At 64.8% G+C, this 18,019-nt stretch carries 17 protein-coding genes; 9 read left to right on the forward strand and 8 right to left on the reverse strand.

Annotation, left to right across the window (positions count from 1 at the left end; all coding sequences use genetic code 11):
- Positions 1-104: 104 nt before the first annotated feature.
- The 7 genes from AC0Z2B_RS07190 (at position 105) to hpaI (ending at position 6,202) form a co-directional block, all read left to right on the forward strand.
- Positions 105-764, forward strand: a complete 660-nt coding sequence (locus AC0Z2B_RS07190) for a fumarylacetoacetate hydrolase family protein (protein ID WP_476295725.1) — start codon at positions 105-107, stop codon at positions 762-764.
- Positions 765-774: 10 nt separating this feature from the next.
- Positions 775-1,542: a fumarylacetoacetate hydrolase family protein gene (locus AC0Z2B_RS07195; protein ID WP_476295726.1), complete on the forward strand. Its 768-nt coding sequence runs from the start codon at positions 775-777 to the stop codon at positions 1,540-1,542.
- A 5-nt stretch (positions 1,543-1,547) separates the two neighbouring features.
- Complete coding sequence (hpaE, locus tag AC0Z2B_RS07200) at positions 1,548-3,008, forward strand: 5-carboxymethyl-2-hydroxymuconate semialdehyde dehydrogenase (RefSeq protein ID WP_476295727.1); 1,461 nt, start codon at positions 1,548-1,550, stop codon at positions 3,006-3,008.
- A 125-nt stretch (positions 3,009-3,133) separates the two neighbouring features.
- The gene (gene hpaD / locus AC0Z2B_RS07205) at positions 3,134-4,057 is read left to right on the forward strand and encodes a 3,4-dihydroxyphenylacetate 2,3-dioxygenase (RefSeq protein ID WP_476295728.1); all 924 of its coding nucleotides are present in this window, start codon (positions 3,134-3,136) and stop codon (positions 4,055-4,057) included.
- A 12-nt stretch (positions 4,058-4,069) separates the two neighbouring features.
- A complete protein-coding gene (locus AC0Z2B_RS07210) occupies positions 4,070-4,474 on the forward strand; it encodes a 5-carboxymethyl-2-hydroxymuconate isomerase (protein WP_473002958.1) in 405 nt (134 codons plus the stop codon).
- Between the two features lie 14 nt (positions 4,475-4,488).
- Positions 4,489-5,292 (forward strand): 2-oxo-hept-4-ene-1,7-dioate hydratase, encoded by an 804-nt coding sequence (gene hpaH, locus AC0Z2B_RS07215; protein WP_268150593.1) that lies wholly within the window; start codon positions 4,489-4,491, stop codon positions 5,290-5,292.
- Between the two features lie 115 nt (positions 5,293-5,407).
- Positions 5,408-6,202, forward strand: coding sequence for a 4-hydroxy-2-oxoheptanedioate aldolase (hpaI, locus tag AC0Z2B_RS07220; protein WP_476295729.1), 795 nt, complete (start codon positions 5,408-5,410; stop codon positions 6,200-6,202).
- A 67-nt stretch (positions 6,203-6,269) separates the two neighbouring features.
- Here the strand turns inward: hpaI and hpaR are convergent, their stop codons facing one another.
- From hpaR to AC0Z2B_RS07255, 7 genes are all read right to left on the reverse strand, one after another.
- Positions 6,270-6,695 (reverse strand): homoprotocatechuate degradation operon regulator HpaR, encoded by a 426-nt coding sequence (gene hpaR, locus AC0Z2B_RS07225; RefSeq protein WP_473002963.1) that lies wholly within the window; start codon positions 6,693-6,695, stop codon positions 6,270-6,272.
- 76 nt (positions 6,696-6,771) lie between these two features.
- Positions 6,772-7,728, reverse strand: coding sequence for a transcriptional regulator FeaR (gene feaR, locus AC0Z2B_RS07230; RefSeq protein ID WP_476295730.1), 957 nt, complete (start codon positions 7,726-7,728; stop codon positions 6,772-6,774).
- A 114-nt stretch (positions 7,729-7,842) separates the two neighbouring features.
- Positions 7,843-8,409 carry a DUF3156 family protein gene (locus tag AC0Z2B_RS07235; RefSeq protein WP_476295731.1) on the reverse strand — a complete coding sequence of 189 codons (567 nt, stop codon included), beginning with the start codon at positions 8,407-8,409 and terminating at the stop codon, positions 7,843-7,845.
- Positions 8,390-9,889: an APC family permease gene (locus tag AC0Z2B_RS07240; protein WP_476295732.1), complete on the reverse strand. Its 1,500-nt coding sequence runs from the start codon at positions 9,887-9,889 to the stop codon at positions 8,390-8,392. The genes AC0Z2B_RS07235 and AC0Z2B_RS07240 overlap by 20 nt, the downstream gene beginning before the upstream one ends.
- A gap of 264 nt (positions 9,890-10,153) precedes the next feature.
- Positions 10,154-10,393 (reverse strand): hypothetical protein, encoded by a 240-nt coding sequence (locus tag AC0Z2B_RS07245; protein ID WP_416425010.1) that lies wholly within the window; start codon positions 10,391-10,393, stop codon positions 10,154-10,156.
- A 101-nt stretch (positions 10,394-10,494) separates the two neighbouring features.
- Positions 10,495-11,502: an SEL1-like repeat protein gene (locus AC0Z2B_RS07250; protein WP_476295733.1), complete on the reverse strand. Its 1,008-nt coding sequence runs from the start codon at positions 11,500-11,502 to the stop codon at positions 10,495-10,497.
- Between the two features lie 97 nt (positions 11,503-11,599).
- Positions 11,600-13,546 carry a hypothetical protein gene (locus tag AC0Z2B_RS07255; RefSeq protein ID WP_476295734.1) on the reverse strand — a complete coding sequence of 649 codons (1,947 nt, stop codon included), beginning with the start codon at positions 13,544-13,546 and terminating at the stop codon, positions 11,600-11,602.
- Between the two features lie 189 nt (positions 13,547-13,735).
- Here AC0Z2B_RS07255 and AC0Z2B_RS07260 point away from each other — a divergent pair, with 189 nt between their 5' ends.
- The gene (locus AC0Z2B_RS07260; protein WP_476295735.1) at positions 13,736-14,530 is read left to right on the forward strand and encodes an alpha/beta fold hydrolase; all 795 of its coding nucleotides are present in this window, start codon (positions 13,736-13,738) and stop codon (positions 14,528-14,530) included.
- Between the two features lie 105 nt (positions 14,531-14,635).
- The gene (locus AC0Z2B_RS07265; RefSeq protein ID WP_476295736.1) at positions 14,636-17,347 is read left to right on the forward strand and encodes an AAA domain-containing protein; all 2,712 of its coding nucleotides are present in this window, start codon (positions 14,636-14,638) and stop codon (positions 17,345-17,347) included.
- Between the two features lie 97 nt (positions 17,348-17,444).
- On the opposite strand, the gene AC0Z2B_RS07270 is transcribed toward AC0Z2B_RS07265, so the two are convergent.
- Positions 17,445-17,912 (reverse strand): DUF1203 domain-containing protein, encoded by a 468-nt coding sequence (locus AC0Z2B_RS07270; protein ID WP_476295737.1) that lies wholly within the window; start codon positions 17,910-17,912, stop codon positions 17,445-17,447.
- Between the last annotated feature and the right edge of the window lie 107 nt (positions 17,913-18,019).

An 18,019-nucleotide genomic window follows, 5' to 3' on the forward strand; every position in this document is an offset into this window, starting at 1 on the left:
GGCCATTGTGCCACGCTTGACGATGATTAACTTCTTAATTATAAAGTTAACACATTAATTACTTTTCGCAGGGCCGCGACGCCCTGCCCCACCAGGAGAACCGCATGACCCGTGCCCTGCATGACATTGCGACCGGTACCCTGTTCGGCGTTGCGCTGAACTACCAGGGCCTGCTGCACCAACGCCTCGCCGAATTCGACCAGGCGCCCTACAAACAGGCGCCGGTCAAGCCGGTGCTGTTCATCAAGACCCCCAACACCCGCAACGTGCACCAGGGCGAAGTGGTCTACCCAGCCGGCGTCGAGCACCTGCAACCCGGCCCGGCGCTGGGCGTGGTGATCGCCAAGGACGCCAGCCGCGTCAGCGCCGCCGATGCCCTGGCCTACGTGGCCGGCTACACCATCGTCAACGAATTCAGCCTGCCGGAAGACAGCTACTACCGCCCTGCGGTGAAAGCCAAGTGCCGCGACGGTTTCTGCGCCCTGGGCCCGACCCTGGTGCCGGTGGACGCCATCGCCGACCCGCACCAGCTGACCCTCAAGCTGTTCGTCAACGATGAGCTGGTGCAGGAAAACACCACCGCCAACCTGGTGCGCGGCATCCCCCAACTGATCGCCGAACTCAGCGAGTTCATGACCCTGCACGCCGGCGACGTGCTGATCACCGGCACTCCCGAGGGCCGCGTCGACGTGCGCCCCGGCGACCGCGTGGACGTGGACATCACCGGCCTTGGCCGGCTCACCAACCGCATCGTGGCCGAGTAAGGGAACGCAGATGAAACACGCCAAAATCCGTTTTGAAGGCCAGGACCACGCGGTCACCGTCGAGGCCGACAACGCCGTGCGCCTGGCCGATGGCCGCCTGTTGAACGAGCACCAGGTGCAGTGGCTGCCGCCCGCCAGCGGCAGCATGTTCGCCCTGGGCCTGAACTACGCCGACCACGCCAAGGAGCTGGCCTTCGCGCCGCCCACCGAGCCGCTGGCCTTCGTCAAGTCGCCGGGCACCTACACCGGCCACAACCAGGTCACCTGGCGCCCGGACAACGTCGCCTACATGCACTACGAGTGCGAACTGGTGGCGGTGATCGGCAAGCCGGCGCGCAACGTCAAGCGCGAGGACGCCCTGCAGTACGTGGCCGGCTACACGGTGTGCAACGACTACGCGATCCGCGACTACCTGGAAAACTACTACCGCCCCAATCTGCGGGTAAAAAACCGCGACGCCACCACCCCGGTCGGCCCATGGATCGTCGACGTCAATGACGTGCCCGACGTCAGCAACCTGACCCTGCGCACCTGGATCAACGGCGAGCTGCGCCAGGAAGGCAGCACCGCCGACATGATCTTCGACATCCCCTTCTTGATCGAATACCTGTCCAGCTTCATGACCCTGCAACCGGGCGACATGATCGCCACCGGCACGCCCGAGGGCCTGGCCGACGTGGTGCCGGGCGATGAGGTGGTGGTGGAAGTGGAAGGCGTGGGCCGGCTGGTCAACCGTATCGTCAGCGAAGCTGATTTCTTCAAGAACAATAAGGCGTAATCATCATGATCAAGCACTGGATCAACGGCCGCGAAGTTGCAAGCAAGGACGTGTTCGTCAACTACAACCCAGCCACCGGCGAAGCCATTGGTGAAGTCGCCAGCGGCGGCGCCGAGGAAGTCGCGCAAGCCGTGGCTGCGGCCAAGGAAGCCTTCCCGAAATGGGCGGCGACGCCCGCCAAGGAACGCGCCAGGCTGATGCGCAAGCTGGGCGAGCTGATCGACCAGAACGTGCCGCACCTGGCCGAGCTGGAAACCCTGGACACCGGGCTGCCGATTCACCAGACCAAGAACGTGCTGATTCCGCGCGCCTCGCACAACTTCGACTTCTTCGCCGAAGTGTGCACGCGCATGGACGGCCACAGCTACCCGGTCGACGACCAGATGCTCAACTACACCCTGTACCAGCCGGTGGGCGTGTGTGGCCTGGTGTCGCCGTGGAACGTGCCGTTCATGACCGCCACCTGGAAGACCGCGCCGTGCCTGGCGCTGGGCAACACCGCCGTGTTGAAGATGAGCGAACTGTCGCCGCTGACCGCCAACGAACTGGGGCGCCTGGCCGTGGAAGCCGGCATCCCCAACGGCGTGCTCAACGTGATCCAGGGCTACGGCGCCACCGCCGGCGATGCCCTGGTGCGCCACCCGGACGTGCGCGCCATCTCCTTCACCGGCGGCACCGCCACGGGCAAGAAGATCATGCAGACCGCGGGCCTGAAGAAGTACTCCATGGAACTGGGCGGCAAGTCGCCGGTGCTGATCTTCGAGGACGCCGACCTTGAGCGCGCCCTGGACGCTGCGCTGTTCACCATCTTCTCGCTCAACGGCGAGCGCTGCACCGCCGGCAGCCGCATCTTCATCCAGGAAAGCGTGTACCCGCAGTTCGTCGCCGAGTTCGCCGCGCGCGCCAAGCGCCTGATCGTCGGCGACCCGCAGGACCCGAAAACCCAGGTCGGCTCGATGATTACCCAGGCCCACTACGACAAGGTCACCGGCTACATCAGGATCGGCCTGGAAGAAGGCGCCACCCTGCTGGCTGGCGGCCTGGAGCGCCCGGCCAACCTGCCGGCGCACCTGGCGCGCGGGCAGTTCATCCAGCCCACGGTGTTCGCCGACGTGAACAACAACATGCGCATCGCCCAGGAAGAGATCTTCGGCCCGGTGGTGTGCCTGATCCCGTTCAAGGACGAGGCCGAGGCGCTGAAGCTGGCCAACGACACTGAGTACGGCCTGGCCTCCTACATCTGGACCCAGGACATCGGCAAGGCGCACCGCCTGGCCTATGGTATCGAGGCGGGCATGGTGTTCATCAACAGCCAGAACGTGCGCGACCTGCGCCAGCCGTTCGGTGGAGTGAAAGGCTCGGGTACCGGCCGTGAAGGTGGCCAGTACAGCTTCGAGGTGTTCGCCGAGATCAAGAACGTGTGCATCTCCATGGGCAGCCACCACATCCCGCGCTGGGGCGTATAAATCCGTAGCCGCTGCCGCCAGGCTGCGCTGGCCAGCATGAGCCCTGAAGTGCTCCAGTGCACTCCAGGGCCCGCGCAGCCTTCGGCAGCGGCTACGTCATAAAAACAATACTCAGGAGACGGACCATGGGCACCCTCGCCTTAGCCGCCAAGATCACCCACGTACCCTCCATGTACGTCAGCGAACTGGACGGCCCGATGAAGGGCTTCCGCCAGCCGGCCATCGACGGCCACCACGAGATCAGCCGGCGCTGCCGCGAGCTGGGCGTGGACACCATCGTGGTGTTCGACACCCACTGGCTGGTCAACGCCAATTACCACATCAACTGCGGCCCGCACTTCAAGGGCCTGTACACCAGCAACGAGCTGCCGCATTTCATCAGCAACATGAGCTATGAATTCCCCGGCAACCCCGAACTGGGACAGATCCTGGCCGAGGTGGGCAACCGCTTCGGCGTCGAGACCATGGCCCACCACGCCACCACCCTGGCGCCCGAGTACGGCACCCTGGTGCCCATGCGCTACATGAACCAGGACCAGCACTTCAAGGTGATCTCGGTCTCGTCGCTGTGCACCTCGCACTACCTCAACGACAGCGCCCGGCTGGGCTGGGCGATGCGCAAGGCGGTGGAGGACCACTACGACGGCACCGTGGCGTTCCTGGCCAGCGGCTCGCTGTCACACCGCTTTGCCCAGAACGGCCAGGCGCCGCAGTTCGCCACGAAAATCTGGAGCCCGTTCCTGGAAACCCTGGACGAGCGCGTGGTGCAGATGTGGCAGCACGGCGAGTGGGAGGAGTTCTGCGGCATGCTGCCCGAGTACGCGGCCAAGGGCCACGGCGAAGGCTTCATGCACGACACCGCCATGCTGCTGGGGGCGCTGGGCTGGTCCGAGTACGACGGCAAGGTCGAGGTGCTGACGCCCTACTTCGCCGCCTCGGGCACCGGGCAGATCAACGCGATTTTCCCGGTGACGCCGCAGGACGGCTCGCGCATTCCCCCCGTGCAGGCCGCCAACCTCGCCAATGTGGTGTCCACCAGCCGCCTGTAAACAGGAGTTCCCATGCCTCACCTGGTACTGCTCTACACCCCTGACCTTGAACCGGAAACCGACTTCAAGGGCCTGACCCGCGCCCTGGCTGACACCATGCTGGCCCAGCGTGACGAAGCCGGCAAACAGGTGTTCCCCACCGGCGGCACCCGCGTGCTGGCCTACCCGGCGCAGCACTGCGCGGTGGCCGACGGCAATGGCGACTACGGCTTTCTCTACGCCAACCTGCGCATGGCCGCCGGCCGCAGCGCCGCCGTGCACAAGGCCGTGGGCGATGCCCTGATCCAGGTGCTGGAAGCCCACCTGGCGCCGCTGCTGGAACGCCGCCCCGTGGGCATCACCCTGCAGATCGACGAAAGCCCCGGCCAGGTCTACGACGCCAAGCGCAGCAGCCTGCACCCCCTGTTCAACCAATGATTCCGAGGTTTCCCATGCTCGACCACGCTTTCATCCAGCAAGCCGCCCAACGCCTCGACGAGGCCGAGCGCAGCCGTGAACAGGTGCGCCAGTTCTCCCTGGACCAGCCGAACATCACCATTGAGGACGCGTACGCCATCCAGCGCGTGTGGGTAGAGAACAAGATCAAGGCCGGGCGCAAGCTGGTGGGCCACAAGATCGGCCTCACTTCGCGGGCCATGCAGGTGTCGTCGAACATCACCGAGCCGGACTTCGGCGCGCTGCTGGACGACATGTTCTTCGACGAAGGCAGCGACATTCCCTTCAACCGCTTCATCGTGCCGCGCGTGGAAGTCGAGCTGGCGTTCATCCTCGGCAAGCCGCTCAAGGGCCCCAACGTCACCGTCTTCGACGTGCTGGACGCCACCGAGTGGGTGATCCCGGCGCTGGAAATCATCGACGCGCGCATCCAGCAGGTAGACCCGCAGACCAAGGCCACCCGCAAGGTGTTCGACACCATCAGCGACAACGCCGCCAACGCCGGCGTGGTCATGGGCGGCCGCGCCGTGCGGCCTACCGAGATCGACCTGCGCAAGGTGCCGGCGGTGCTGTACCGCAACGGCGTCATCGAGGAATCGGGCGTGTCGGCTGCGGTGCTCAACCACCCGGCCAAGGGCGTGGCCTGGCTGGCCAACAAGCTGGCGGCCTATGACGTGACGCTGCAGCCGGGCCAGGTGATCCTCGGCGGTTCGTTCACTCGCCCCGTGGCGGCCAACCCGGGCGACACCTTCCATGTCGACTACGACATGCTCGGTTCCATCGCCTGCCGTTTTGTCTAACCCACCATCACCGTAGCCGCTGCCGCCAGGCTGCGCTGGCCCTGGAGTACGCTGAACATCTCCAGGGCTCACGCGAGCCAGCGCAGCCTGCGGCAGCGGCTACAGGAGTTTTTGCATGATCATCAATACCTTCAAGCAACGCCTGCGCAGCGGCCAGGCGCAGATCGGCCTGTGGCTGGGCCTGGCCAACCCGTACTGCGCAGAACTGGCCGCCAACGCCGGTTTCGACTGGCTGCTGATCGACGGCGAGCACGCCCCCAACGACCTGCGCAGCTTGCTGGGCCAGTTGCAGGCGGTGGCGCCCTACGCCAGCCAGCCGGTGATTCGGCCCGTGATCGGCGACACCGCGCTGATCAAGCAGGTGCTGGACCTTGGCGTGCAAACCCTGCTGGTACCCATGGTGGAAAGCGCCGAACAGGCCCGCGAGCTGGTGCGCGCCACCCGTTACCCGCCGTCCGGCGTGCGCGGCGTGGGCAGTGCACTGGCGCGGGCGTCGCGCTGGAACACCGTGCCGGGTTACCTGGAGCAGGCCGATGAACAGATGTGCCTGCTGGTGCAGATAGAAAACCGCGAAGGCCTGGCCAACCTCGACGCCATCGCCGCCGTGGAAGGCGTGGATGGCGTGTTCATCGGCCCGGCGGACCTCAGCGCGGCCATGGGCCACCGCGGTAACCCGGGGCACCCCGAGGTGCAGGCCGCCATCGAGGACGCCATCGTGCGGGTGCAGCGGGCAGGCAAGGCGGCGGGCATCCTCAGCGCCGATGAAACGCTGGCGCGGCGCTACCTGGAACTGGGCGCGGCCTTCGTCGCAGTGGGTGTCGATACCACGGTGCTGATGCGCGGGCTGCAGGGCCTGGCGGCGAAGTTCAAGGACACCCCGCCGGCCGCCATCGGCAACGGCGTCTACTGACGCGCGGCGCGTTCAGACGCGGCCTTGCGGCCGCTGCTACAGACGGGTACGGCGCGGTGTAAGGCTGCTACGGGCGTTTGAGGGCCTTGAGGTCGTTGAGCAGCGCCAGCAGGGTCTTGAGCTTTTCCTCGCCGAACTGCTCTTGCAGGCGCCCGTAGTTGCGTTCCATGTCCTGGCTCATGGACTCGAACAGCGCCTCCCCCTCGGCGTCCAGTTGCACCAGCACCCGCCGCTGGTCCTGCTCGGCCTTGCGCCGGCGCACCATGCCGGCGGCCTCCATGCGTGTAAGCACCCCCGTCATGCTGGGCCGCAGGATGCAGGCCAGGTCGGCCAGCTGGTTGATTTCCAGTTCGCCCTGTTGGCTGAGGATACGGATGATGCGCCACTGCTGTTCAGTCAGCCCATGCTGGTTCAACGACGGGCGGAAAAAGCTCATGGCCACTTCACGCGCCTGCAGCAGGTTCAGGGTCAAGGACGGTCGGGGTGAGGACATGGGAGGGCCAGGCATTCAAGTTAATAGATTAACTAATTTAGCATTTCCGCAGCGCCGACGACACTGCGAACAGTGATCAGGCCGCCCCTGTCATCGCGTGGTTGATACGGTAATCCTTGGGCGATTGTTCGAACTGCTTCTTGAAGGCGCGGCTGAAATGCGCCGAATCGGTGAAGCCCCATTTATAGGCGATGGAGGTAATGGACTCGCCGCGCAGGAACGGGTTGCCCAAGTCGTCGGCACTGCGCTGCAGCCGCGCCCGCTGGATGTAGCGGCAGACGCTGTCGCCGTCTTCCTCGAACAGCCGGTACAGGTGGCGCACCGAGATATTCAGGCGCAGGGCCAGGCTGGCCGGGGTCAGGCCTGGCTGCCCCAGGGACTCGCCAATGACCTGCTGCACCTGACTGCGCAGCTGGCGGCTGCCCAGCTCCGCCAGCGTTCCCAGGCCTTCGTCATGGCCCTCGAAACTGCCGCCCAGCAACGACACGAAGGCGTCCTGCAGGGCGTCGCCGCGCACCCCGTCAGGGTCTTCGGGCTCGCCCTCGCGGCACAGTTGGTCCACGAGCAGGTGCAGCATCCGCCCGCACATCTTCTTCGAGGAAATCTTGCCGAACGCCGCAGTGCCCTTCCCCAGTTGCTTGAGCACCTGGGGGCGCGGCAGCGACAGCGAAGCGTGCTCGATCAGGCCGAACGGGGTGATCTGGCAGGCGCCCACCGAGTCCATCAGCGCCAGGTCGCCCGGGCCCAGCTCGACGCTGGCGCCGCCCTGGGTGATGCGCGAATGGCCGGCACGCTGGCTGACCAGGAAGCATTGGCCATCGTCGGTGGTGTCGGGGGCATTGCCGGCGCGGGAAATGCGGCCGGCATTGGTGCGCAGGGTGGCCACTTCCAGGCCGCCGCGGCAGGCCAGGGATATGTCGCCAATGAACAGCGCGCGGTTGAAGGCCAGCTCCGTGTCGAAGTGGCCACAAATCTGGCGGATAGTCCGGGTCCAGCGCTCCAGTCCATCCAGGCTCGGCTGCAGACTGCTCATGTATACCTCCACACGCATTACTTATTCTTGTGCCTCAATAGTTAACATGTTATCCATTGGGGCACAACTACAAAGCTGGGTGTGGAACCTTGAGCAATAACCAGGCCAGGGTCGCTACACGGCCGCCAGGCAGCGTTGCAGGCCGGCCAGGGCTGCCAGCAGCAACGGCCGCTGGACGTCGTCGAGGCGAACGTAGCGGCGGAACGCCGGCAGCCGGTTGACCACCTCGCTGGCGCCCATGTGTTCCAGGGTGATACGCCATTCGCCCTGGCGGGCCTGCAGCTGCAGGCGCTTGAAATCCAGCGGCATCAACAGCGTGCGCAGGGCTTGGTCCTGCTCCAGCGCGCGCTTGACCTCGGCGCCCCAGCCGGTCTTGCTGCCAGCACCGACACAGACCACGCCGGTGCGCCGCAACGCGCCACTATGGCGCAATTGCAATGGCAGCTCGCACTGTTGCGAGGCAGGCGCCCGCACACTGAACTCGGTCATCACCAGGTGCATCAGCCACTGGCTTTCAACCCGCTCCGCCACCTCCACGGGCAGGCCCTGGGCGGTCTCGAACGCGCCCTGGCCCGGCGTGGCGCCAGCGAGCGCCGCCAACCCCAGGTTGCGCCGCACCTGTTCCAGGGTCGCCCCCGGGCGGTAGCCCGCCGGGGCTCGGTCAAGCAGGCGACGTAACATGGGCGCTGTGCTCCGTGGCAGGCTGGCCCGGCTCGCGGGCGAATTCGTTGGCCAGCACGTCCTCGACGCGGGCTGGCTTGAACGGGTTGACCTTCTGCACCACCAGGGTCCAGAACAACGCGTAGGCCGCCGTGCCTCCCAGCATGATGCCGAACGGCACGTAGATGTCCGCAGGGTTCATCCCCGGTGGCGTGATGTACCACATGCCCAGCAGGATGCCGGCACTGGACAGGATCTGCGGCAGTGGGAACAGCGGCGAGCGGTAGGCACGCGGCAGGTCGGGCCGACGAATGCGCAGGATCACCACCGACAGGGTCACCAGCAGGTACGCGGTGCTCCAGGCGCACACTGCCGCCAGCACCAGGTGCAGGATATTGTCGGCGTTGCCGCCCAGGTACCAGGCATGCAGGCACGGGATCAACGCGGCCACGGCGATGCACACCACCGGCGTCTTGAAGCGCGGGTGCAGGTAGGTGAAAAACCGCGGCAACGCGCCGTCCACGGCCATGCCATAGAGGATGCGCGGCACGCCGGCCATCAACGTATTGATGGTAGCGGCGCCCGCGAACAGGAAGCCTGCGCCCAGCCACATCGGGCCAATGTCACCCATCACCTGGGCGGCGAACTTGGGAATGGCCATGGGGGTGTCCAACAGGTGCAGGCCGGTGGCCGGGTCCAGCAGCAGGTTCGCGACCTGGCGCTTCATGGCGGCGCCGTAGACGAACATGCAGGTGGCCACCCCCAGCAAGCCGAGAATCATGGCCTTGGGCATGGTCGAGGCCGACTTGCGCAGGTCCGGCGCCAGCGGCGTGACGAACTCGCAGCCCACGAACATGAACATGGCCATGCCCACCAGCGACAGGATGGTGACCAGGTCGCTACCCACCAGAGACTCGCCGAACCAGCCGTCCAACTGCACCGCCGGCGCCGCCACCAGGCCCAGCACGCCGAACACCATCAAGGTGACCCACATGCCGAAGGTGAGGATGATTTCGGCGCGGCCGAAGGCGCTGACGCCAAAGGCATTGAGCACGCCGAAGCCGAGCACGAAGGCCACGCCCAACAGCCAGGAGCCACCCGCCGACTCGACCAGGGTGTTGAGGTGTTCGAAGTTCACCAGCGCCATCACCCCGGACATGATCGTCTCCGCGGTGCCGGCGAACACATGCACGATCAGGTACGCGGACAGCGTGCCGGTGATGGCGAAAAAGCGCCCCATGCCGCAATTGATGTAGTCATACACCGAGCCGGTGGTGGGCAGGATGCTCGCGGCTTCGGCAAAGGTGGTCGCCTGGGCCAACATCAGCACCACGGCAATCAGCATGGCCACGGCAAACGCGCTGCCGCCGATGCCGAAGCCCATGGTCGCGGTAAGGATCACCGGGCTGGCCATGATCAGGCCGATAGTACTGGCCAGCGCCGTGGGAAAGCCCACGGTGCCGCGGTTCAGGTGCTCTGTGAGCTTATGGTGGGTCGACATCGTCTGCATGCCCCAGCGTGGGTTGGACAAAAAAGATAAGCAGCGCACTGCCTTCCATCTTCCCTGATGCCCGTGGCCGCGTGCCTGCACTTTGCACCTTCTGCCCTTGCCCAATCTTGCCCATGGCTGCCGAGGAATTTGCCGCAGCCTGCCAGCGTGCCGCCGACCATGGCACGCCCGGCGGACGCTGGCCACCGGACTGGGGGTGTTTTCTGGGGGGTGTGACCCAGGGGGACATAGCCGCTCCCCCTGTTGGCATTACGCCTATTCCGAATCGATCAAGCTGTCGGTCTTCGCGCTGCCCTTGTCCCGGTCCACCTGGGCATCCTGGTCGGACCCCGGGTTGCCGGGCGGCGGATCCCAGTCAACCGGGCGTTCGCCGGTCCCCTGTTTCGGCTCGGAACTGGCGTGCTCAAGTCCCGAGTCGTGGCCTTCGCCCGTCTCGGGCGTGTTGTCATCCGGCCCTGGATACGCGGCTTCTGGTCCGTTGGTTGTGTTCACCATGATGATGACTCCCCTAGGGGGCGCGGGGTATCCGCGCCTATAGGTGGGAGGCCGGGGGAGCGGCGCAAGTGCCGCGGCGCCGACGGGTGGGCGGTGGGTGCCTACAGGCATCCAGCCGGTTCGCCGGCGATGCCGCTCTTGGCGAGCAATCGATCCATTGCCGGCTTCGCCTCGTTGTTGCCGGCCTGCACGGCGGCGCGGTAGCACGCCAGCGCACGCGGCACGTCGGGGGGGCCCAGGCGCCCTGACTCGAGCCCTTCGGCCAGGGAGCCCAGGGCTTGCGCATTGCCGGTCGCTGCGCCTTGCTCCAACACGGCCCGGGCTTGCGCCGGGGCGACGCAGGTGTCGGCGCCCGCCGGGTCGCCACCATCGCAGTAATACCACGCCAGCATGGCGGCCCTGTCGGGGTGCCCCTTCAGGGCCGCCAGGTAAAGTTTTTCTGTAGCGGCATAGCCCAGGTTAGGCGCCATTTCCGACATGCTCAGGCTGGCAGCGCTGTAGCTGGCATCCGGGTCACCCGAACCGGCAGCGCACAGCCAGTACTCCTCCGCTGCCTGGAAAAACTCGGTCGTCAACGGGTAACGCTCAGGGCCGCCAAGCTGCCCGTAGACATCCGCCCTGGCGGCGCAGCGCTGTTCAGCCAGTGACATGCCGGCGGTGCCGGGCAACTTCAACTGCGCATCGCGTACCGACCAGTCCTCGATACCCGTGAGCACCCAGCAGCGCTCGCGGGCGAAGGTGTAGACCTTGATGTTGCCCAGGCCTGCGCGCTTGTCGGTGTAGGTGGCAGACAGGCCATCGGCCGCCAGGTTGATCGAGTCCAGCGGCGGGTGCGCGATAGCGTTCATGAGCGGAAACTTCAGCGCCCGGCTGTCCACCAACGGCTGGTAGGGCACGACGCCTGCGGCGGTAGGCACCAGGTGCAACGCGCGCACGTGGTGCTTGAGGAAGGCGGATTGCAGGCCAATGTCCGCCGAAAACGCTGGCAGAAATTGCTCGAAACGCTGGGACGGGCAGGCGCTGGCGACGTTTGCTTGCGCCCAACCGGCCACTGGCCAACAGAACGATAACGCCAGGGCGAGACGCCACTGTCGTGTGAAAGCTGTCATATGATTTCCCTATCCATGTCTATCCAGCCGCTGGCCCTGCCACCGGCGCTGCGCTGGCCAGCGCAGCCTTCGGCAACGGCGACGGCTTGGGGCCGCATCAGTACCCGTGGAACTCCCGGAACAGCTGCCCCTTATGATATTCCACCCACTCCACCACGTCGAAAGGCAGGTACAGCTGCTGCCGCGCCCGGGAAATGGCGATGTACACCGCGCAGATCCGCTCGTCGAAGGCGTAGGCGTCCTTGAACTGCACCGTGGTCAGCAGCTCGGGGGTCAGCAGCACGCGGTCGAACTCCATGCCGCCGGCGTCCTGCGCCATCATCAGCAGGCAGCCCTTGCCGGCCTGCACCTGCAAGCGGTTCAGGCGGGTGATGTCGGCCAGGTTGAAGCCCTTCTCCAGCGCTGACTCCACCCACAGGAAGGCTTCATCGTACTGATGGGCCTCGCGCACCTGGCGCCAGTCCAGCAGCTCGTTGAAATCCGCGTGGCCGGCCTGGTCACGGCTGTAGAACGCGGGCTTGAACAGGGTGATGGCCGTGGTCATGAACAGCTGCAGGTCGGCCTGTGCAGCCTTGTCCGGCAGGCTGAAGGCACAGTTGGCCTGCTCCAGCTGCATGGCCCAGCGCATGGTGTCCCAGCGCGAGGCCGTCAGCACCGCACAGCCTTCAGGCGGCACGAAGCCCTCGGGATAATGCTCCACCCCCACGTCAGCGTTGCGGGCGCCCTCGAAGTACACCTTGCTCTTGGCCGAGTGCCGGGAGATCAGCGGGTTGACCAGGCGCTCGACGTTGCGCCCCGAACGCACCGAATAGCTCAGGTCACTCTTGCGCACCTCGCGCGTGCGCCGCACGGTGGCCCCCTTGACCTGCTGGTACTCGTCGCCCAGGGTGATCAACACCTGCTTGCCGCGCTCGATGATCTGCAACAGCGACGCGGGAATGTCCTGGCTCTCGTCGATCAGCACATGGGTGAAGCGCGCCGGCACCACGCTGCCTGCCAGGCTGGCCCGCTTGATCATCAGCAAGGTGGCGAAGTCGCCCCGCCCGGCCCACGCCGGGTTGGCGTCCAGGTAGCTCCACAGGCGGCTGGCGTATTCGAGCAACACCTGGGTGTCGGTGCTGCTCAGCGGCTGCTGGAAATGCGGCAGGTGGCCGGCGCCCAGGCTGTAGTCCCTGGAGCCCGAATACCGCTCCAGCACCTTGATGCACAGGTTCAGCGTGGCCTGGGCGTCGTAGCCGCGAAAGCCCAGGATATTCAACTCCAACGCCAGCGCCTGTCCGGCCGGCAGCCCGGCCACCTTGTTCGGCGGGCGAAACCTGGAGTGCTTGAGCAGCGCATAGGCAAAGCCCTCGAAGGTGGCCCCCGCTTTCCTGTCCCGCGGCCCGCCCATGTGGCCACGCAACACCTCGAGCTTGCCCGACGTGCGCGCCAGCACCAGGGTGGCCTCCGGGGTGAGGAACTCCAGCAGGGCCCCCAGCAGGTGGCTCTTGCCCACCCCCGCGTAGCCTTGCACATGCAAATCCTCGCCCAGGTTGGCGCGGAAGGTGCGCACCAGCTTGTCCTGGGCGTCGCTCAGCCAGCGCTCCCGGTGCCGCGCCGTCACCACCTGCTCGCGGTACGGGTTGTTCGCCTGGTGGTGGCGCACACTGAAGCAGTTGTCCCACTCACCGCCCGGCAGCAGGTAGGCCTGCGCCGCCACCTCCTCGGCCTCGAGGAAACGCAACGGCAGCTGCTTGATGGCTTCCAGGCCGTAGTACAGCTTGCCCTGGTCGAACAGCCGCTGCGCCTCGCCCAGCAGGCCCGCCGGCTGCTTTGCCGTGGCCGCCCAGGCGATCAGCCGGGCCAGCACCTTCTCGACGCCGGCGGCGTTGAGGTCCTTTTCCGCGGCCTGGGCCAGGTTCTGGATCACCAGCACGGCAGCCAGTTCCGGGGCGCTCAGGGCGGCGAGCCCGGCCGCGCCGTCGTCGGCCAGCAGGCGTGTGCAGGTCTCCTGGGTAACGGGCAGGAACAGGGGGCTGGACAGGTCAAGATGTTCGGGGTGCATGTACGCTCATTGCCAAACAGGACGGCGTGCGGCGGCATTTGTCGCCTGGTGCCTTGGGTAGGCGTGGAAGTATGCCACTTCCGTCCACGGACACTGCGGTTCTGGGGAGGAAATTATCTCGACAGAACGTTTCAACCGCGTCGCCGGCGGCAGCGACTATGGTGTAGGGGTGACCAGGAGTAATTACCCATGACAACGCAAACACTCACGGTCAACGGCCTGCAACTGCACGTCTCGGTCCGCGGCCAGGGCGCACCGCTGCTGTTGCTCAACGGCCTGGGCGGCTTGATGCCAACCTTCGACCCGCTGCGCGACGAGCTGGCCGATCACACCACCCTCACCCTCGACGTGCCCGGCGTCGGCCAATCCCAGGCGCCCCGCTGGCCGCTGCGCCTGCCCGGCCATGCCGAGGTGATTGCCGGGATGCTCACGCAGCTGGGCCTGGAGCAGGTCGATGTGTTCGGCGTGAGCTGGGGCGGCGCCCTGGCGCAGGAGTTCGCCCTGCGCTACCCGGCCCGTGTGCGCCGGCTGATCCTGGCGGCCACCTCGGCCGGGCCGGCGATGTGGGTGAAGCCTGGCGACGTGCTGGACTTTCTCGGCCGCGGCAGCAACGTCAAGGGCCATCCAGAAAAAGGCTCGCGCAACTCACTGAAGTCGCTGCTGCACTTCGGCGTGGCCAAGGGCATGCTTACCGCCAACCCCGGCGCCTACTACCACCAACTGGCCGCCCTGGCGGGCTGGACCAGCCTGCTGCGGCTGCACCGGCTGCGCCAGCCCACGCTGATTCTTGCCGGTGACCGCGACACCCTGGTCCAGCCCTACAACGCGCGCATCCTGCGGCGTGCCATTCGGGGTGCCGAAGTGCGGGTGATGGAGGACGAGGGGCATTTTTTCGTGGTGACGCGTGCAAGGGAGACGGCGGAGGTGGTGCGGGCGTTTTTGTGTCGGGAGGGGCGCGCGCAGGCGTCGACTCCAAACGCTTAAGTTAACTATCGCCTACCCACACAATAATGGCAACATGACACCATTGGAGAAAGCAGCAGTCGGCGCGGGTGAACCCGGGCGCCAGGTGCAGGGGAATAAGGGAATATGGCTTCGATTCAGGTAGATGGCGTAGACAAGACCGCAAAGATCAGCAATTGGGCGATTCGCTGGAGCGACAGGGGCCAGGAGCTGGAACTGACCTGTCATTTCCCCTCCAGCAAAAAATACACTCGCCCGCTCAGTAACTGCCAGGTTACTCCCACCCGAGAGTTGAGCAATATACTGCTGACCAAACCCGGCAGCACTATCGCCACACCTGTCGAAAAAGCCGTGATATACGGCGAACGATATGCCGTGGTGCGCTATCCCGGCGCCGACAGGCCCTATGTTCACAAAATGGATAGCATCATCTTCACCGCCCCGACGGCAATGAAGAACACGCCTGTCTTCCGTTATCTCACTGCCGTGGCGAACGCCCGACAGGATCACGCCCAATCGAAGACTGAGCATGCCATAGCCAGCAATGTAGTTACCCAGCTAGGAAAATTGCCCGCCATCGCCGGCACTGCTTTGCAAGCGTACTGCACGGGGCATATTGGCAAGCTGGCCCCAGGCGAGGGACTCGTCTATCCGTTCGGGCTGAACGAAAGCCAGTACCAGGCAGTAGAGAGGGCGTTCAGCTCACAAATCAGCGTAATCGAAGGCCCGCCGGGCACCGGCAAGACCCAGACCATCCTCAACATCCTCGCCAACATCCTGCTGCGCGGGCAGAGCGTGGCGGTGCTGTCCAACAACAATGCCGCCGTGGAAAATGTCTACGAAAAGCTGGAGAAATGCGGCCTGGGATACCTGGTCGCAAAACTGGGTAACCAGGACAACCGAGAGACCTTCTTCACCAGCCTGCCTGCATGGCCATCAAGCATGCCCGAGCCTGCGCCGTCCCTGGAGGAGATCCAGATCTTGCTGGCCCGCTTGAAGCAGCACCTGCAAGAGCACAACAAGGCTGCTCAACTGCAAATCGAGCTGGACGAGTTGGCCATCGAGCGGCGCTACCTGCAGCAGTGGCAGGCAGAAAGCGGTGTACAGGCCACAGGCTCGCTACGCAAGTACGGGCTGACACCGCGCAAGACTGCGGACCTCATGGCCTACCTGGCTCACCTTGGCGAGCAACGCATCCAGCTCAAAGACCGCATTGAGCTACTGTTCAAGTTCAGAGTCTTTCGTGTCAAACCGTTTGTCGAAGGCGAGGCGCGCCTGGCCGTGTTCCATGCCCTGCAGCTGCATTACTACGACAAGTCGACCAGGGACAAGGAAGCGGAGTTGCACGCGTGTCGTGAATCCCTGGCAAGCGCAAATTTCACAGCCTTGCTGAAGGAACTCACAGCAGCGTCAATGCGTCACCTCAAACAGCATCTGCAAGCTCAGGTACCGCCGTCGGACAGCTTCGATGCCAACACCTACCGCAGGCATTTCGACGCTTTCGTCCAGCGGTTCCCTATCCTGGGCAGCGGCACGCATTCCATCGTCAATTCGATCGCCCCGGGGGCGCTACTCGACTACGTGATCATCGACGAAGCGTCGCTGCAGGACATCGTGCCAGGCATCCTGCCACTGGGCTGCGCAAAGAACCTGATCGTTGTCGGAGACAACCGCCAATTGCCGCACATTCCCGTGAAACTGGGGATTCAAGCACCCGCCGAGGCCTACGATTGCGAGCGCTACAGCCTGCTGGATTCGTGCATCGCTGTATTCAAGAACGCGCTGCCCAGGACGTTGTTGAAAGAGCATTACCGATGCCACCCCAGGATCATCCAGTTCTGCAACCAGCAGTTCTACGACAATGCCCTAGTACCAATGACTGTGGACAAGGGCGAAGCCCCCTTGCGCCTGATCGTGACGGCCAAGGGCAACCATGCCCGCAAAAACACCAATCTTCGGGAGCTGGACTCTTTGCTCAAGGTGCTTGAGGACGAGGGGCCGCCCGTCGGCATGGACGGTGAAGGCCGCGGTTACATCGCCCCATTTCGGGCACAAGTCAGCCTTTCCAGCACCCACCTGCCGACGGACTTCGTCAAGGACACCGTGCACAAGTTTCAGGGGCGCGAGTGCGACGAAATCGTCTTCTCCACCGTGCTGGACAAGAAGCGCTACAACCAGACAAGAACACGTGTGGATTTCGTCGACGACCCACGCATGATCAACGTGGCGGTGTCGCGCGCCAAGCATCGCTTCACCCTGGTGACCGGCGACGAGGTATTCAGCGACAACAATGGCCACATTGCTGCCCTGATCCGTTACATCAGCTATTACGCGCAGGAGGAACAGATTGTACGCGCCCCGGTAGTGTCGGCATTCGACTTGCTGTACCGCGAGTATGATCAGTCCCTGGCGCGCTTGAATGCCCGCCTGCGGCTCGAGGATTCACGTTATAAGTCCGAGCAGATCGTGGCGCAGCTTGTGCGCGAAGCCCTGTGCGCCCCGGCATGCCAGGCATTGACGTTCCACAGCCAGATCAAGCTGGATCAACTCGCATCGCCCGGCAACGGGAACTGGACAGCCCCCCAGCGGGCGTTCATGAAGCGCGCCAGTTGCGACTTCGTGGTCTACTTCAAAGTGGGCAAGACACCGGTAGGCGTGATCGAGGTCGATGGTGGGTACCACGACCACCCCGTGCAGGCCGCGCGGGATGCCATGAAGAATGACATTCTGGCGAGCTGTGGCATTCCCATTCTACGACTGCGGACAGTGGAGAGTGCTATTGCGCGAAGGGTAGCCGAGTTTGTCGGGCAGTGGGCCAGCCCTGAATCGGGTGCATAGGCCGCAACGTGGCCGATGCTCTATAACATCGGCCACCGGCCCTCCCCCTTGGTTAGCCCTCGGTTGATCCTCCGCACGACGCAAGAACTGATCAAGGTCAAGCACGGTCTATCCGTCCGCAATAGCACCCTTGCCTGGCATGGTGGACATGGATGTAGCCGACCTTCGGGTCTGCAAACATCCGCGCAATGATTGCCTCGATCGCTGTGCCGGCTACCACGTCAGCGTCAACCATCATGCCGCTCTGCGCATAGGCTCGTAGCGACAACAGCCTAATCCGCATTGATTCCGGCACCTGGTCAACCGCGTCATAAGCCTGCATCGCACCTTCCCGGACGAAGATCGCGTGGGAAGCGCGGTAAGGCGTATTTGCCGGCTGGCAGACATGGTTGAGCAACAGCACGCTCTCGCCTATCTCGGCGTCCTTCAATTCGATACGGTCAGGGAAGCCGGGGTGGCTGTCGACTCGGTAGCGTATGACACCCAGCGCGGCCAAGTCCTGCTCCGCTAGATAGAACAATCCCTGAAAAGGTTCGGGGGAAAGGCCTGTTATACGAAAGGTCATGTGCGTCTCCTGTCGGCTGCCAACCCATCGAAACCCAACGGCTGCTGATTGCACTATCCGTTTCTTGCTCAGTCACTTCGCGGCCGGACGTCTGAGGCCAGAAGCTG

It is taken from the genome of Pseudomonas sp. GYB4201 (assembly GCF_056312595.1).

Excerpts from the sequence above, each read along its gene's own strand:
- hpaD (WP_476295728.1), top strand. The coding sequence starts at position 3,134 with ATGGGCACCCTCGCCTTAGCCGCCAAGATCACCCACGTACCCTCCATG.
- AC0Z2B_RS07195 (WP_476295726.1), top strand. The coding sequence starts at position 775 with ATGAAACACGCCAAAATCCGTTTTGAAGGCCAGGACCACGCGGTCACC.
- feaR (WP_476295730.1), bottom strand. The coding sequence starts at position 7,728 with ATGAGCAGTCTGCAGCCGAGCCTGGATGGACTGGAGCGCTGGACCCGG.
- AC0Z2B_RS07260 (WP_476295735.1), top strand. The coding sequence starts at position 13,736 with ATGACAACGCAAACACTCACGGTCAACGGCCTGCAACTGCACGTCTCG.
- AC0Z2B_RS07255 (WP_476295734.1), bottom strand. The coding sequence starts at position 13,546 with ATGCACCCCGAACATCTTGACCTGTCCAGCCCCCTGTTCCTGCCCGTT.
- AC0Z2B_RS07270 (WP_476295737.1), bottom strand. The coding sequence starts at position 17,912 with ATGACCTTTCGTATAACAGGCCTTTCCCCCGAACCTTTTCAGGGATTG.
- AC0Z2B_RS07210 (WP_473002958.1), top strand. The coding sequence starts at position 4,070 with ATGCCTCACCTGGTACTGCTCTACACCCCTGACCTTGAACCGGAAACC.
- AC0Z2B_RS07190 (WP_476295725.1), top strand. The coding sequence starts at position 105 with ATGACCCGTGCCCTGCATGACATTGCGACCGGTACCCTGTTCGGCGTT.
- AC0Z2B_RS07245 (WP_416425010.1), bottom strand. The coding sequence starts at position 10,393 with ATGGTGAACACAACCAACGGACCAGAAGCCGCGTATCCAGGGCCGGAT.
- AC0Z2B_RS07240 (WP_476295732.1), bottom strand. The coding sequence starts at position 9,889 with ATGTCGACCCACCATAAGCTCACAGAGCACCTGAACCGCGGCACCGTG.
- AC0Z2B_RS07250 (WP_476295733.1), bottom strand. The coding sequence starts at position 11,502 with ATGACAGCTTTCACACGACAGTGGCGTCTCGCCCTGGCGTTATCGTTC.
- AC0Z2B_RS07265 (WP_476295736.1), top strand. The coding sequence starts at position 14,636 with ATGGCTTCGATTCAGGTAGATGGCGTAGACAAGACCGCAAAGATCAGC.
- hpaR (WP_473002963.1), bottom strand. The coding sequence starts at position 6,695 with ATGTCCTCACCCCGACCGTCCTTGACCCTGAACCTGCTGCAGGCGCGT.
- AC0Z2B_RS07235 (WP_476295731.1), bottom strand. The coding sequence starts at position 8,409 with ATGTTACGTCGCCTGCTTGACCGAGCCCCGGCGGGCTACCGCCCGGGG.
- hpaE (WP_476295727.1), top strand. The coding sequence starts at position 1,548 with ATGATCAAGCACTGGATCAACGGCCGCGAAGTTGCAAGCAAGGACGTG.
- hpaI (WP_476295729.1), top strand. The coding sequence starts at position 5,408 with ATGATCATCAATACCTTCAAGCAACGCCTGCGCAGCGGCCAGGCGCAG.
- hpaH (WP_268150593.1), top strand. The coding sequence starts at position 4,489 with ATGCTCGACCACGCTTTCATCCAGCAAGCCGCCCAACGCCTCGACGAG.